This is a genomic window from Stenotrophomonas sp. FW305-3-2-15-E-LB1, assembly GCF_058787375.1.
Genome location: NZ_JBYSZR010000038.1, coordinates 1 through 15,789, shown reverse-complemented (window position 1 = coordinate 15,789; position 15,789 = coordinate 1). Strand labels below are relative to the sequence as shown.

Below are 15,789 nucleotides of genomic sequence, written 5' to 3'. Positions count from 1 at the left end.
CAGGGGTCCAGGGGTCAGGAAGCCAGCGACGCATCGGCCGCAGGCATGGGGGAAGAAAGAGGATCAACCGCGCCGAACAGGCGCTGCTGGTTGTCGGCCACGCCCAGCAGCAGCACGGGCTCGGCATTGCGTTGAAGCTGCGCATGGGCCAGGGCCAACTGCGCCAGCGGCAGGGCGGGGCCAAGCTCACCGGCGCTGACCGCCACGGCCAGGCTCTGCGGGCTGAAATCCAGGTCGGGCGACAGCGAAGCGGTGATCGCTGCCGCATCCACCATCAGATCACCACGGTGGTCGGCATCATGCAGCACGAACTGCACGGGTGCGCGGCCCGCGCTGAGGCCGGACTGCCACTGCGTCGCCAGGGCGGCAAGCTGGCGGCGCTGTTCCGCCGGGCGCTGCCCTTCGATCTGTTCGGCACGCACCAGCTGTGGCCGCCACAGGCGTCCATCGCCTTCACGCCCCTGGGCCAGGGTCGCCAGCAGAACGCCGGCTGCACCCTCGCCGGGTACACGGCCGTCGGGATTCTGCGCCGTAGCGAGTACACCCGCGGACTGCCAGGACGAAACGACATCGGAATCGATGCATGACGACGCCGCCAGCAGAAGGTGCCAACGCGGCACGGGGGACGCAGAAAGGGCATCGATCACCCGCTGCGCGTGCGGCCAGACCTCGCGCGCCGCGTCCAGTGTCGTGACGCGCACGTCGAACCGCCGCGCGTCGATACCGGCCTTGCGCGCCTGCCCAAGCAGCCACTCCTGCACCCACGGCCGCAGCGCATCGGACCAGCGGCCCGGCACCAGCAGTTCGATAGTCAGCACGTTCTCCACGCGCTGTTCGTCGCGGCGGCGCAGGCCGGCCACCACCACTTCCTCGGATGCGACGATCTCCGGCAGCGCTGCGTAGACTGCTTCCAGCAGCTGCTCCAGCACCGGCTGCAGCAGGGTCATCGCGCGGCGCTCATGCGCAGCCGTATCGATGCCATCCTGCCGCACCTGCAGCACTTCCAGCTCGTCCAGGTCGGGCGCTGCGCTCATCCGCACAGGCAGATTGTGGTTGTCGCGAAAACGCCCGTCCAGCGACGGCCGGGGTGGCGCGGCGGCCACTTCCAGCAGTGCCTGCGGTTCCAGGTCGATGCCCAGCTTCAGGCTGCCGGCCAGCAGAGCCACCGACGCCGGCACCGCTACGCCGGGCTCCTTCACTGCATCACCCTGCGGGGTCGCCGCATCCGTGGCGGCCGGCGCTTCAAGCGCACTGTCGACACCACGCCGCAGCGCACCGCGCACCATGAAGCCTGCACCGCTCAGGCCCACCGGCAGCAGCCCGAGGTAGGCCAGCATCTGCATGCCCGTAGGCACCGTGCCGCTGTTGCGCCAATAGAGGATCGTCGCGCCCCAGGTGGCGATGAAGACCATCACCACCGACGCCGCCCTGCCCAGCCATCCTGCCATCAGTTGCCGTGCTCCATGCGATGCTCCCTCAACCGCCGCTCAGCGCAGGCCCGTCACGGCCTGCGAAGCGACCAGCGTCGCCCCACACGCCGTGCGGTCGCCGTCGCGCGCTACCGGTTGTCCGTCGATGATGACAGTGGCATCGCCGCTGACGATGGTCGTTGAACCGTGCATGGCACACGCGGCGCGGTCACCCACACGCGCCACGGCCTTTCCATTGATGTCGGTCTGGCCGGTGCCAGCGACCACGCTGCCGCCGTGGCTGAGCTTGTCCCCGACGACGATAAACGGTCGTGCCATCCATCACACTCCTTGATTCCATGTAATCCAGCCTTCCATCGCCACGGACGCGGCGACCTGGATCATCCCCGCAACGATACCAGTATCACAGAAGCGTTATCACCCTTGGCGTGAAAGCTCCTCGCGCTTGGCGGCGCGTGCGGCCCGGCAGCGCCCTGTCATTTCCACGTGAACGTAATCCTTGATGCTGCGCCAGTTGCCACCCCAGTCCAGCCCGGCCTGCTCGGCAAGCTCGCCGTAGAGGAAGTAACCGCGCTTGGTCCAAGCGTCGTTCATATCCCACTGCAGCTTGCCATCACGCATGGGAGCGCTGTCCACGCCCAGCCCGTACTGATGGCAGCTCTGCCAGGCCCCTGCCCGCGTCGCCTTGCCGCCCGCCATCAACTCGGCCTGCCGCTGCGGGCTGCGATAGCCCTCAATCAGCACCATCTCATAGCCATATTGGCGCCGCATGACTTCGTAGATGGCCAGCACACGCTGCTGCAGGTCGGGATCGATCTGGTCCCACTTGCGGTCGGCCGTGACGATTTCCGGCCGCAGCCGCCGCACTTCTGCCGTGGTGAAAACCTCCGGCGGCGGTGGCGGTGGCGGCGCCAGGCGCTCCCCACGCAACAGCTGCGCGACCATTGAACCCGACTCTGCGAAATCATCGCCCCGAAAATCTTCCAGCACCACCGTCTTTCGTGTGACCAATATCACAGTTGGAGGAATCAGCAGCGCCGCTGCGGCAATCGCCATGATTGGCCAATGGCGACGAATCGCGCTGTGCGCGGCGCCCGCTTCTTCACGAACCCCACTGCGCACCCGCGTCACACCATCACCGACCCGGCCCCCTACGCGGCCCGCCTTGCGGCGGAAACGGCCCAGCGTCGCACCCAGCACCGCGCGCAGCGACTCGACGCTTTCGGGGAACAGCAAAACCCAGCACACGCCGGCCACCAGCATTACAACGGCAATGGCCATAACCACGATTGGTACCACCGGTCCTCCCTGACATGCGCTCTGGTTGACGCCCCATCCGCTTTCACTAAGAATGCGGAAATTCGCTTCGGCAGCTGCCGACTCACACCAAGGGCTGGATGCACTTGAATAATGGCGGAATCAATCGGCCAAGTCTGCTCTCAGGGGGAGCGCAGGCAAAGGGCCAGGCACCGACATCGGGCCGAATTCTCGCAGACATGGAAGGTCGACAGACCACCACGTCCACGCGTGCCGCGCGCACACCGTCCGGCGGGAACCGCCGCATCGGCCTGTGGCTGGGGGTCGCCGTAGCGATCGCCGCCATTGCCGGCCTGGCCGCCTGGGGCCTTTCAGGCAGCGGCGGCTACAGCGATTCCGGCGAGTACTCGCTGACCCCGGATCCGGCGCAGTCCAGCGGACCCACCGGGCATCCGGACGTCCCTGTCGGCGCGCCGCATGACGGCGCCGCCACGATTGTTGATGCACCTGCAGGCAGCGATGGCGCCGCCACGGGTGCGCCATTGGAGAATGCCGCAGCTGCACCGACCGATGCGGCGGCCACTGCACCGGAAGCTGCATCGGCTGCAGCGGCACCGGCCGGTGGCGCACGTGGCACGTCGCAGGCCGCGCGCAGCGCTCGCGCAGGAACCCAGCCCGGCAGCAAGGGCCAGGGCGATGAGAACCTGCTCGGCACCCTGCTTGGCATCATCAAGGAAGAAGACAAGGACAAAGCGAAGGCCAAGGCGAAGGCCAACGCCCAGCCGCAGAGCATGGACGAGCTGATTGCGCAGATTGAGGCCGATCAGCGCAAGCGCACCGAGGACGAGCGTGCCGCATTCGAGCGCGTGGCCAGCAAGAAGTCCGCATCGACCGAGTCGAGCATCCAGGCGCAGCTTCGCAGCTGCCCCAGCCCGACCTCGCTGAAGGGCGTGGACTGCCGCCGCCGTATCTGTGCGGCGGTGAGCGGGAAGGATCCGGCCTGCCCGGCGATGTAAGCGAGAACCGTAGAGTCGAGCCCTGCCCGGCTCTCACGGTCAGATGGACTGCGGACCCGCCTGCGATTGCGCCATGACCTCAGGCTCGGCCAGTCTCAGCGGGTCATTCGGGTCGACCTTGCAGGCATCCTCCACCCATTGCGGCCATTCCGGCATGCGGCAGGACCGCAGGACCAGCCAGCGGCACAGCACCAGGGGCAGCAGCAACGGCATCAGCGCGAACCGGGCGCCCAGCATGGCTGGGCCAAGACTGGCGACCACGAACAGGTAGCAGTTGCGCAGGGAAGGATTGACCGAAAGGTTCATCTGCCGGCCCTTGATCGTGTCGACCACGTCCGCCGGCCCTTGCTGCATGTAGCGCCTGACGAATTCCCACAGTCCCCTGATCGTCTGCTCGTCATCGAAGTAGTGGCCCACGGCGAAGGTGCGCTGGACCACGCCCTCATCAATGATGCTGCAGCGCAGATCACGCAGGAACGCCTGGCTGGTGCCTCGTCCGATATAGAACACCGCCTCATCCCAAGGCACTGCCACGGCCCCTTCCTTGCCGCCGGTGAAGAAATAGACCATCCGGTTGCGACGATTGAATCGGGTCGGATACCACGCGTACGTCAAAAACTCGTACTTGAGTGTCGTGTGCCAGAACAGGGTCGGCGCACCGATCACGCACACCGCCACCATCGCGTACATCACCCAGTCCCACGCGTCGCCCTCAAGATGGGGGATCACCAGCGTGAAGAGAAGGAAGAAGCCGAGCTGGAACAGGCCCATGGTGCCCAGCAGGACCACGGTGGTCGACACCATGCCACGCAGCCTGAAGCGCCGGTCGATCAGATCGATGCAGGTTGAGTTGAAGCGGACGAGTGAGGCGCGTTCGTCGGGCGCTGCGACCTGGGCCTCGTGCCTGTTCAAGCGTGAAGCCGACTCTTCAGCGGAGAGCGCGCTACCAATGGGAAATTCCCGCATCCATCCGGTGTACATATCCTCATCCCTGCCAACCCCAACCGGTTGCATGTTACAGAGGAAATGGCGTGACGCGAGACTGGGTGGGCGCACGCTTGTAACCCGACATGGTTGCACTACCAGGAATGTCTCACATACCAAGCGGCCCTGACTCCGTACCGGGCTGCTAGGGAACACCTTCTCGGCAAAGTTGAGCCTTTACTTCCCCATCCCTACTCCTGGCCTCCTGAATGCTGCTGATCCAGTAAGAAGCCAGGAGATCATCTTTTCCATGCGAACGATCAACGCCACCGTAAACGGGCGGAGCACGCAGAACTCTGGAATCGGTATTCAGACTCTGTCGAGCCACGGCAGCCGGCCACACCGGACGCCTGCATGTCTTCATAACCAGGTATCTGAAAATCGCCCACGGGAGAGTCAATGGAAGGGCGATCCACATCAAACCCCGACCAGCAGACGACACGTGTATGACGAAGGCATTGCGGAAGGAATCAATTGTGGACGTGTACAACTGAAGCGGAGGAAACGGAAGGGCGCCGATTCCGCCCTCCATGAATCGCCCTATCATCTCCCAATGCGCCAGCACGGTTGCCGGGCTTGAGCCGCAATCTGACCCAATCGCGAACACGTGTGAAATCTTGCCACCGTCCATTATGAGCGCCTTCAAGTCGTAGGTCATTCCCTCATCTGGACCGAAGGGCTTATCCCTCCCAATGATGAACTTTATATCACCCCAGGGCACCTTCACGTATCCATCGTCCCTGCCCGTAAAGAAATACACAACCCCCTCTTCACGATTGAACAGCGACGGATAGTACTGATGTCTGAGTACATCCTTCGAAATGAGGAACGTGTACGAGAACACCAGAAACGCGATGATTGCCAGATAAAATGGCACCAGGCCGTAGTCCAACGCACCGTCGGAAAGGTCAGACCTGAGAATGGCGCCACCGAAGATCAAGGCAAGCACAGAACCTACCGCGCCCCCATTGCAGCCCAACCCCGGTATAGGAAGTGGCGGTCCACGTACTCCAGGCACGCCTCATCCACCCGGATGATTCCGCGATCCACCGGTGTAAATCCTGACGAGTCAAAATTTCCAACATCAGCATTTTCTTCGTAAGCAGTGGGCGCCCTGCCAACCACATACTTGCTGGATAACCAACCCGCAAACTGACTCATCGCCCACCTTACTTGACTCATGCCAGAGAAATGCACCACCTTTCGCAAGCGCTCTCACCGCTAGCCAGTCGACCGCCAGATCGCGGACACAATGGCAGTGCCCATCACGACACCAATCGCAGTGCAGATCATCGGCCAAGCCTTGTCCAGGAAACCCAGACGCGGATTGTCACGCCAATCACGTTGCCATGGGTCTGCTCGGTCGACACCGGCGCCGCCCTCCACTTCGGTCGGCCACGCAGGGATGCGGCTGGTCGTCATCGCCAACCATCGGCCCAAGGCAATGAAGCTGAAAGGCAAGCAGAAAACAACGTGCAACCAGGGCCAGCGAACCAGGCCGGCAAAGGTCCGGACCACGCCAAACACGAATCCCTCTTTCCTGTCATGGATGGGCAAGTAGTAACCTACCTCCCCACAGAGATGCTCAAGCTCCGCGTCCCCGCCCTGCATGTACAGCCGGATGAACTCCCACAGCCCCAGCAGATCCGACCGCTCCCCCATGTACTCGTAGCCCAGCGAGAACGTCTCCAGGACGATCTTCCGGTCATCGGAGAGAAAATGCGCGCGTATGTCGTGGGTTCGTCCTATGGGCGGCGTCGTTGACTCGCCGATGAAGAAGAACAAGCGGTCCCAGTCACCACTGGCAACCGTGCCGTCCTGACGAAAGAAGTGCACCTTGCGATTCACGCGATCCAATCGGATCGGATAGTGCGTCCATCGGAAGCACTCGCTTCTGAAGAGCCACACGATGCCGGCAAGAATGAACAGTGACACGGGCGCAATGAAGAGCCAGAAGCACCAGAGGATCCAGCGTTCGTCCTCCCGGAATGGCTCACCCAGGAGAATCAGGTTCACGAAGAGGTAGGACGACGTGGGCACGAACGCGAGCGCGCCCATGACCGAGAGCCAGACATTGAAGCCCTTCACCGGGTACCAGCGATCCACCAGCTCGAGGCAGGTCGAGCTGAACTTGATCACGGACAGCCCGCTCCGTGCGGGCATTCCTACTGAGGCCGAAACGTCCAATCGCTGATCTTCCTCAGCGACCGTGAGGGGACGATTGACCGCAAAACGAAGATTCCTGGCATCGATTCCAGCGTAGTCCATTACCTCAACACTCCAACCCAGTCCATGGACGATCCTACTGCAACAACGTGGTGTCGTGCGCCCCTGCGACATGCACAGGAACGTTGCCGCCGGTCAGCACTCATCCCGCCTCGCTGTCGACCGACTCTGCCATTCGAAACAACCCCCAACACAGTGATGTTCATGCCCAGAATAGTCATGGGCTTGCGTCAGCACTATCCCGGGCATAGCCTCGATGGAGCCCGCATTCAAAGCAAATTTCGCTGCATGCAGACTCAACAGGATCTCCGATTTACTGAAGGCCCCCTACAACCTGATGCAACTTCGCGGGCCTACTCCGTGCGTGACGTGGTGCGCCTTGATGACGAGGCCATGGTCTGGTCGGAAGGCAATGCTGCTTCGCGGATGGAATCCATCATGCCGGTCGCTGCTCTGGTGATGCTGTGCATGGCCATCGGCCTGGGTTACATGGGGGCGATGGTGGCGCTTGAACCCACAGAAAGCATGGGAATGCGTGTGTTCGCATCGGCGAGCGCGGGCCTTGGTGCCGCGACACTTCTGGGAACCGCTTTCCTGTGCATCAAGCTGAGCATTGGCAGCAAGCAGAGCGACCTGTACTTCTTCCGCAGGACCCGGAAAGTCTTCTGTGTTGTCGACGGCAAGCAATGCCTTTTGGACTGGAACAACGTCAGGCCCTATGCCCGCGTCGGCTACGGCTCGGCCCAGCCCGGCGCGCTCTTGATGATGGCTCTCGACCTGATGGAGATCTATCCCGAGACTCCTGAACTATGGCGCCTGCGCTTTACTGTCGATGGCCCCCTTCCAGACCGGGAAGCCTGCCAGCAGACATGGGAGCTGATCCGGCGCTATATGGATGAAGCGCCCGAAGCGATGCCCGCGACCTTTCTGGTTGATCCATCGCACTGGACGACATCCTTGCTGGAACGAGGACCGCTCTCTGCCGGTGGCGCGGGCAAGGAGATGATTGAACGCATCCGCGCCATGAACTGGAACGTCTTCGCTGTCCCGCAGTATCTGGGAAACGTACTGTTATGGCTGATCTTCTGGCCAGAACCCTTGTCACAGATGCTCTATGCCCGGTTCAAGCGCCCGGTAGCGCCACCCACGGACCTTCTTGCCAGCAACTCCACGCGCGGCAGCAGCGAGCACTATTCCATTCTGCGCTCCAGCCCTGAAGACATTGCCGGCAGGAGAAAGGCTGCCCTCCAGGTCGCGGTGGTGTGCAGCATCAGTTGCCTGATCAGCTTGATTGGCTGGAGCTTCATCACCTACTCGCTTGTTTTCCTGCGCAGCTGACAACGCGTTCTTTGCCTGCTGCTGCCCCTCATCAGTACGTATCCGATTGCACAATGACGATTTCTTTTGGAAACCTTTTCTACATTGCGCTGTCCATTGGACTCATCGGGCTCCTTGCGCACTCCATCTATCACTACCTCCGCCGGTTTACCGGCTGGCAGTCCAGGAGCAAGCGATGGCTTGCCATCAGTCCGCTGATCGCGGGCATCGCACTGGTGCTCTTCACAGCGATTCTTGTCAGCACAAGGTGAGATGGCGGGGAGTCAGAGCTCCCGTGATCTCTGGCTGGCCGGGTACGCTTAAGACCGTCCTGCGCCGAGATGCGGATGCAACTTGACACAGGCAAGGCAGATGCCCGAGCTTGCCCGCGGTCAATGCGGATGGCGGGGCACATCGAAATCCTTATCTGCGCCGCTTCGTACCACCCGCCCCCGGCTTTTCCAGGCTGAGTCGCTCTCTCAGAGTGGCGTCAGTGAATGGACCGGCCCCCACTGAATGCAATACTTCAGCCGGCCATAGCGGCTTCCGCTGCAACCGATAACTGATGTAGCGATTCAATCCAATGTACGCGGTCAAGGGCAGCGCGATCAGACTGATCGTGCCCAGCAACCACATTGCCGGCCCCTTCTTCCAGTACTGGCGGGAACCTGGCCCGATAAGAGGTTGCGCGATAGTCAATGCTTCACCAAGGCTTACTCCGAAGTCCTGGTACCGCGATTCACCGGGCGTCCAGACGGGACCGACGCCTTCCATCATGCGGCGTATGTACTCCCATCGCTCTACAGGGCCGGACTGGTTACCGAAGCCAAAGCTCGGGCCAACGCCAACGCGTTGGACTTCCACCGGGCTACCGGGGCGATCCGCGATCGTAAGCACCAGGCTTGCTTCCCGGCGAGGCACCTGGCCGGTAAAGATCGTATAGCTGACAATCTCCGCGCCTACGCAATCCCAATCATAGGACTGCACTTCGCAACGAGGTCGACCGAACACATTCCAGCCCCATTGCCACCAGGCTAGTCCAAGTGACTTGAATACATGCACCTTTCTTGCAGGCTGATCAAACAGGACCGGCTCGGCACGGTAGCCCACCCAGTCGGCCTGGACGAACAGCAGAAAAACAAAGAGCAGGGCAAACTGGAGAATCGTGACCCAGCTGACGCCAGTGACGAAAAACGAAATATACAACCCAAGCGCTGAGGAGAGGACGCCCACCCAACCACAGCTGCTGGCATACCCACGCATGGCACTCATCTGATCGACAAATGAGATCCCATGCTCATACACATCCATCACGCCACCATGGGTGAAGGATCGCGGGGATGCTTGGTAACTCTTCACCGGAAGCTTCAGCGCAGTAGATGGCGCAATTGAATCATCCTGCATCGCATTTCCAATTCGCCACGTAACGGATGCTCGACTTTGGCGCGAAGGCCCACCCAGGCATCCTCCCACCGATCGACCTGCTTGCGCTCGCGCGCGTGCCAATGGTCTTGACCTTCGAGCGCTTGGCGTCGGGGCTGCAGCCCGCAGGAAGGCATCCGGCCAACAACCACGCGCTTGACGTGCACGAAGCTCTCAAAAGCGGGAAGTTCGACAACAAGCCTAATCTAATCCAACCATCTTGGTCGCCGACGCATCTGGGCTCGACACGGTGCAGTCGCGGAGGCCAACCGGCTTCCGTATATCAACGATAACCCCAAGCTCCGCTCAGACGGAAGACGAGCGCTTGTGTCGCTTCTTTCCAGTTCCAGCCGGCTTCTCCAAGCTGAGCCGCTGCCTCAGAACCGCATCGGTGAATGGACCGGCCCCCACTGATTGCAAGACCTCAACTGGCCATCGAGGCTTCCGCTGCAACCGATAACTGATGTAGCGATTCAGTCCGATGTACGCAGTCAAGGGCAGCGCGATCAGGCTAACCGTACCCAGCAGCCACATTGCCGGCCCCTTCTTCCAGTACTGATGGGAACCTGGGCCGATCAGAGGCTGCGCAATTGTCAACGCCTCGCCCAAGCTTACTGCAAAATCCTGATACCGCGACTCGCCGGGCATCCAGACGGGACCGACGCCCTCCATCATGCGGCGTATATACTCCCATCGCTCTACAGGGCCGGACTGGTTACCGAAGCCAAAGCTCGGGCCAACGCCAACACGTTGGATCTCCACCGAGCTGCCGGGGCGATCCGAGATCGTAAGCACCAAGCTCGCTTCCCGGCGAGGCACTTGCCCGGTAAAGATCGTATAGCTAACAATCTCCGCGCCTACGCAATCCCAATCATACGACTGCACTTCGCAACGCGGTCGCGCAAAAATATTCCAGCACCACTGCCACCAAGGGAGCCCAATTGACTTGAATATGTGGACCTTCCTTGCGCGGCAATCAAACAAAACAGGCTCGGCTCGATAGCCAACCCAGTCGCTCTGTATAAGAGACAAAAGAATCAAGAGCATGACTAATTCAGTGATTGTCATCCAGCTGAATCCGAAAACAAAAAAAGAAAGATACAGCCCATAGCCTACTGTAAAGACACCAACCCAACCTCCGCTACTGGCGTACCCGCGCATGGCACTCATCTGATCGACGAACGATACTCCATACTCGTAAACATCGAGGACACCGCCGTGCGAGGACGCTCGCGAAGACGCTTGGTGATTCCTGTCGGGAAGCTTCAGCGCAGTAGATGGCGCAGTTGTATCTTGCTGCATCATGTTTCCTGGTTAATACGAACAATATGAACGAGACCGAATCAGTCCTCTTCCCACACCTCGCCCTGCGCCAAGGGCTGCGGCTCTCCGGCTTCCAAAATAGAATAGATCAGCCGAACAGCATTGTACTTGTTATCAATGGGCACCTCGATCTTTGCCGAGTGGAGCCCTTCGGCATCCTCACTAGGCTCAAGCAAGAGTTGTGGGGTAGAGCCGCTGGCAATCTCCACGCCGGCAGGTATCGAGGCCAGCGTCCGATCCGGCATCGATTCGTGTGCTTCCAGCCGGTACCTCAGCACACGCTCGCCCGGCTTCCAGTTCGCCACGGAAATCGTTGCAAGAATCGCATCCTTGCTGAACACGTTGTCCTGCCAGTTGTCGATGCTCGCCCACAGCCCGATGGCCAACGCGCCCAGCGCAAGAAGTTCCTGATCCAGCCCCTTCGCAGTCCACTCGTCCTCATCCGGAATCGGTGAGCCACCGAACCTTCCCTCAGAACGCTCGTGCTTGCCGAAGAAGCTCCTGTCCAGGAACTTTTCATTCTCGTCGTGCTCGAGGCTGGCTGCATACAGTGCCCAAGCAATGCCTATAATCAGCAGCACAACACCTACACCTGTGGCACTAGCCCCAACTAGTGCGCCGGCAGAGGTACGGATGGCCACGCCGCCAAGAATGCGCATTGCAACCTGCTGCCCCACTCTTGCAGCCACCGCAGCCTTCCAACTAATGACCGACCCCCCAATCATGGCGATACCTGACGCTGTCAGAAGTTGCGACGCAATCCGATAGTTATGTGCTGCCTCAAGCTGCCCTTCCCTTTCAGTTCGCTGAGAACTGATATAAGCGGAAATACCACTCATTAGAGTGCCGACACCTGCACTAGCACCCGCAAGCATACGGAACATGATCGCGCGGTTTACCTCTACTGCAAGCAGAGATGCGGCCACAGGCGCCCCACGTTGACCCGCAGATTCGGAGACGAAGGCCGCTATTTCCATAGCCCCCCCAAAGGTTCCAGCAACGCCACCCACCACGTTCACTGATGCGTCGGCAAAATTGAAGCCTGAGGTTCCACCCAGCTTGAGAATCGCATCCCAGAACTGTCGTATTGAGAAAAAAATTCCCAGACCAGAGAATACAACTTCGCGAGCTGCCAAGCCGGCGAGGCCGCGCTGGCGATAAATCGTATTGCTCTGGACAAGTCGCTCCGCCATGTCCGACGGCAGTTGCGCAACACCCGAGGCTTCGCCGATATTGTAAAGAGGCGTGACGTTGGATTTGCCCGCCGCGCGCTCCAACGTCGCCTTTTCGACGATGATCGGGACGGTAATGTCAGCACTGAATTCCGGGCGTTTCTTCAGGGCTTCAAAGAATTTCTTGGAGTTCCTCGCCCCTTGCCGCGATGCTCCACGCGATCCCGTTCCTCTGCCGGTAACCTCGAAAGCGCCTGCGCCCAGCGGATCGCCGTTTGCGATGGCGTCAAGGTACTCGCCCGCCTTCATCCGCACATTGATCGAATAGTGCTCTTTACCTGTGTCGATGTAGTCCCAAAGCGCAGCAGCCCGCACCCACACGATTTCACTTTTGGCAATAGCAGCTAATTCTGACGCCGCAGCGGCGGCGCCCGCCCCCTTGGCATTCTTCAAGGCGCGTGTTCGGTTCTCGCTCGCGACCTGCTGCATCGAGCCCACCAGACTTTCCACGGAACTGACCGCGCTCTGCTGATAAGCTCGAAACTCAGCCCACCATGATTTAGGCAACATGGCTCCGCCCAGTATTGCCGAGTAGACGGTACCGGCATTCCCGGGGGCTATCGCCGTGCCCAGCAAATCAAACCCATCCAGTAGAGCGCCGGCAAACCAGTTCTTCTGGTCGGAAGGATCTAGCTTGAAGAATGTGTTGAGAAGATCAAAGGATTTATCAGAGACCGCCCCTCCACCATAGAAGCACTCGACGGAGCGCAGCCTCGCTACAGCGTTTGCTACCGAGTCACGAATCTGCGCAGGCTGCTGCGATCGTGCTGGTTTACGGCTGCCGAAGTCATTCGCGCACACGATTCCAGGCCACGGACCGGAGGAAAATTGCGCGAAATCCGCGTCAATCGCCCTCACGGCAGTCTCCCATTCATTGCTATCCTGGGCATACTGCTGGTTGAACTGGCTCAAGGCATCAACGTTGAGACGCTTACGATAGCGCTCGAGCTTGTCCTTCACCCGTTTAGCGCCGTGGTACCGTCCGTTGGCTCTCAGGTACTCCTCGGAAAGCTGTGTGCCACCGAGCGGCTCGGACTTCCAGCGATCGTCATAGTCGTCCGGATCATTCGTCTGGGAGAACTTGGACACAGTCATGCGCGGCTTGTTTGTGGCGGGGTCGATGGATGGAACCCAGCGCGCCTTGTGCCAAACATTCAATCCGCCATTTTTCTCCAGCGGTTCATTCACGGCCTTGCCGTACTTCCGTTGGAACTCACGCTCGGTGATGAGAAATGCACCCTCCTCGCGGTTCATTTCGCCTGCGCGCTGGATCGCCATCGGCGTCTGCATGCCTTCCCACTCGGCCCGCTCCCGTGCCCAGGTTTCCACATAGGCTACGTGGGTGGCCGACTGACGCTTCCACGCCCGCACTCGGTCGATGCCGCTTCCGTCCACGCGGGCACCGCCGCCCTTCCAGCCTTCGTAGCGCTGGCGTGCCATGAAGCGCAGGGTGTTGTGATCATCGGCAACGCCCACGGGATCCGGTATGACCAAGGCCACACCCTTCCCCAGTGGCGTCTCTGCCGAAGCCGCCGCCATTGCTGCGCTCAGCGCGCCGGCACCAGAGGAAAGATCCAGCACGGCACGTGGTACGAATTCATGCAGCCGTGCCTGGAACGCTGCAGGTGTGAAGTCAGCGACACCGCGGAGGCTGTCTTCGCTTACGACCATGCCGAAGTGAACTGCCTTGCCGCTGCCCACGTTGCCCTGAATGGCCTGTTGGACGTCGAGCTCAGTCATCCGCTGCGTTCGGCAGCTTTCGGTGTCAGCCTCGAACGCGGCAAGGACATCCGGCGTCCAACGATGCTGACTGAAGGCTATCCAGACCTTGTCCAGCTTCGGATCGAGCGTGATGAAGCGCGGTTTGACGTTGCTGTGGCCTTCTCGCCTGCATGAAGTCAGCGCCGTCTCATCGGGCTTGGGTGGCATCGCATTTACCGGCATGCGGTTCAGCATGCCGTCGGTTCCGACAACGTAGGCGTCCCAGGTATTGTCCGGCTTGTAGATGTACAGGTATCCGGTGGGCAGGGTCCGCAGGTAGTACCAGGTCGCCGAGCCATCCGGAGCATTCAGCGCTTTTCCCAAGCGCGCCAGTTCGGCAACTGATGCTGCATCGGCTGACAGCCACTTGTTCATATAGCCAGGCGCGGGCGCAAAGCAAAGAGGCAGGATGGCCAGCCCCTGCTTGCCAGTGCAGTTCCGGCATTGGCCTGGCGTTTCACCCTTGCTGTTCGCTGCCGCGCGAACGGCAGTGGAGACGGCGGGTGTAGCTTGCTTATCGGTCATGACGGCTCCCTTGCCTGATACTTGTCTCATCCACTGAGTCGCGGATTTCCTGCAGTTGAACATCGGTCAATTGCGCCATTCCGGAGGCAAAACGACCGGGCATGCCCCGCGCGTCCTCCATAAGCGATGAAACGTACGCGTGCGCGTGGAAACGCGGCCCAAGCAGGAAACTGCACGTGGCGTGGACCAGACAATCCTCCTGCGCCGTCAAACCCGCTCGCTGCGCCTGCATCAGCGCACTGTCCAGCTGCGCGTCCTCCGGAGGAGTTCCCGCGCCCCATTGACGGGACTGGAAACGCAACTGTTGCAGCCAAGGAACGCGCTCCAGTTCTTTGAGCTGCTCGCGAGACATGGAGAACGGCTCTGGGCCCGAGCTTTTTTCTGCACCGAGCTCCAGCGCGTGCATGCGACCTGCCGGGTGCAAGAACAGCCAGCCCAAGGCAGGATGAATGAGCGCGCGCTGTTGGTCGGGAGACAGGATGCCTGCCAGCTGCCCCATGACCCTGGGGTCGAAATAGCGGAAATAGAGCGGCTTGCCGCTACTGCCGACAACGGTTGCGCATGCAGCCAAGCCTCGCAGCAATGCAGTGGGGTTGGACGCCGTCGTGGAATCCACAGGCAACCACCCACAGATCGCCCTGCTGCTGCGGGCCGATTCAATCCCCTCCAGACATTCCCTGGCTGCCAGTTCGAGCGTCTTGCTGACCAATCGTTCCTGTATTCGCTCATCGCCTATCACGATCAGATAAGGGCTGTTGGACGGTGAAATATCAGGATGGCTGATCGGAATCCGCATTCGGAGCGAAGCGCTCGGCAGGTGGTCTGACAATCCGTCCCACGGATCGGTCAGCGTGGGATCCACAACGACCGCAAGCGCGTGGGTGCTGCAACGCTCAAGTGCACTCCTGAGAGGCAGCGTGGCGTGCTCGGCCAGCTGTTCGGGTGATGACGGCCAACTGCTCATGCCAGAGCCGCACCGGTACTCGCCGCTTCACGGATGCGCTCCGCGCAGCCTTTGCCCTCGGCGCTCGGCAGCTTCGCCTCCCCCGCCACACTCGCCGGTCCCACCCACTCCCGCTGGCTCGCCTTGAACTCCACCTTCCCCGGCGCGCCCAGCTCGATGTTGTCGCCCTCAATGCGGATGTAGGCCCCTGCCGCCGTCGCCAGCAGATGCTTGCTCGGCGCCGACAGCATCACGTCTGCTTCGGTGCTGGCAATGCGCACCTGGGTCTTGGCCGCCACGATCGCCTGGTTCTTGTGCGCGCGTGCGCTGACCTTGCCCTGCGCGGCGTGCAG

13 protein-coding genes are annotated in these 15,789 nt (G+C 61.1%); 2 read left to right on the top strand and 11 right to left on the bottom strand.

Annotation, left to right across the window (positions count from 1 at the left end; genetic code table 11):
• Positions 1 to 14 precede the first annotated feature (14 nt).
• The 3 genes from AC3WL7_RS19650 to AC3WL7_RS19640 form a co-directional block, all read right to left on the bottom strand.
• Entirely contained in the window at positions 15 to 1,448 is a 1,434-nt protein-coding gene (locus tag AC3WL7_RS19650; RefSeq protein ID WP_492752627.1) for a hypothetical protein, read from the bottom strand.
• Positions 1,449 to 1,487: 39 nt separating this feature from the next.
• Positions 1,488 to 1,748 carry a PAAR domain-containing protein gene (locus AC3WL7_RS19645; protein ID WP_079222202.1) on the bottom strand — a complete coding sequence of 87 codons (261 nt, stop codon included), beginning with the start codon at positions 1,746 to 1,748 and terminating at the stop codon, positions 1,488 to 1,490.
• Positions 1,749 to 1,847: 99 nt separating this feature from the next.
• Positions 1,848 to 2,711, bottom strand: a complete 864-nt coding sequence (locus AC3WL7_RS19640) for a M15 family metallopeptidase (RefSeq protein WP_079222203.1) — start codon at positions 2,709 to 2,711, stop codon at positions 1,848 to 1,850.
• A 215-nt stretch (positions 2,712 to 2,926) separates the two neighbouring features.
• Here AC3WL7_RS19640 and AC3WL7_RS19635 point away from each other — a divergent pair, with 215 nt between their 5' ends.
• Positions 2,927 to 3,703, top strand: a complete 777-nt coding sequence (locus AC3WL7_RS19635; RefSeq protein WP_492752623.1) for a hypothetical protein — start codon at positions 2,927 to 2,929, stop codon at positions 3,701 to 3,703.
• A 39-nt stretch (positions 3,704 to 3,742) separates the two neighbouring features.
• Here the strand turns inward: AC3WL7_RS19635 and AC3WL7_RS19630 are convergent, their stop codons facing one another.
• From AC3WL7_RS19630 to AC3WL7_RS19620, 3 genes are all read right to left on the bottom strand, one after another.
• Complete coding sequence (locus AC3WL7_RS19630) at positions 3,743 to 4,684, bottom strand: DUF6708 domain-containing protein (RefSeq protein WP_492752621.1); 942 nt, start codon at positions 4,682 to 4,684, stop codon at positions 3,743 to 3,745.
• Positions 4,685 to 4,832: 148 nt separating this feature from the next.
• Complete coding sequence (locus AC3WL7_RS19625; protein WP_492752619.1) at positions 4,833 to 5,636, bottom strand: DUF6708 domain-containing protein; 804 nt, start codon at positions 5,634 to 5,636, stop codon at positions 4,833 to 4,835.
• 272 nt (positions 5,637 to 5,908) lie between these two features.
• Complete coding sequence (locus tag AC3WL7_RS19620) at positions 5,909 to 6,826, bottom strand: DUF6708 domain-containing protein (protein ID WP_492752617.1); 918 nt, start codon at positions 6,824 to 6,826, stop codon at positions 5,909 to 5,911.
• 375 nt (positions 6,827 to 7,201) lie between these two features.
• Between AC3WL7_RS19620 and AC3WL7_RS19615 the strand changes: the two genes are divergently transcribed.
• On the top strand, positions 7,202 to 8,251 hold the full coding sequence (locus tag AC3WL7_RS19615) for a hypothetical protein (RefSeq protein WP_492752615.1): 1,050 nt from the start codon (positions 7,202 to 7,204) through the stop codon (positions 8,249 to 8,251).
• Between the two features lie 402 nt (positions 8,252 to 8,653).
• On the opposite strand, the gene AC3WL7_RS19610 is transcribed toward AC3WL7_RS19615, so the two are convergent.
• The 5 genes from AC3WL7_RS19610 to AC3WL7_RS19590 all read right to left on the bottom strand — a co-directional run.
• Entirely contained in the window at positions 8,654 to 9,634 is a 981-nt protein-coding gene (locus tag AC3WL7_RS19610) for a DUF6708 domain-containing protein (RefSeq protein ID WP_492752612.1), read from the bottom strand.
• 324 nt (positions 9,635 to 9,958) lie between these two features.
• Positions 9,959 to 10,954, bottom strand: a complete 996-nt coding sequence (locus AC3WL7_RS19605) for a DUF6708 domain-containing protein (protein WP_492752610.1) — start codon at positions 10,952 to 10,954, stop codon at positions 9,959 to 9,961.
• 41 nt (positions 10,955 to 10,995) lie between these two features.
• Positions 10,996 to 14,493, bottom strand: coding sequence for a T6SS effector BTH_I2691 family protein (locus AC3WL7_RS19600; RefSeq protein ID WP_492752606.1), 3,498 nt, complete (start codon positions 14,491 to 14,493; stop codon positions 10,996 to 10,998).
• Positions 14,483 to 15,457, bottom strand: coding sequence for a DUF4123 domain-containing protein (locus AC3WL7_RS19595; RefSeq protein WP_492752604.1), 975 nt, complete (start codon positions 15,455 to 15,457; stop codon positions 14,483 to 14,485). Before AC3WL7_RS19595 ends, AC3WL7_RS19600 begins: the two co-directional genes overlap by 11 nt.
• The coding region (locus AC3WL7_RS19590; RefSeq protein ID WP_492752603.1) for a DUF2345 domain-containing protein at positions 15,454 to 15,789 on the bottom strand (336 nt) is incomplete at its 5' end. The genes AC3WL7_RS19590 and AC3WL7_RS19595, both read right to left, overlap by 4 nt.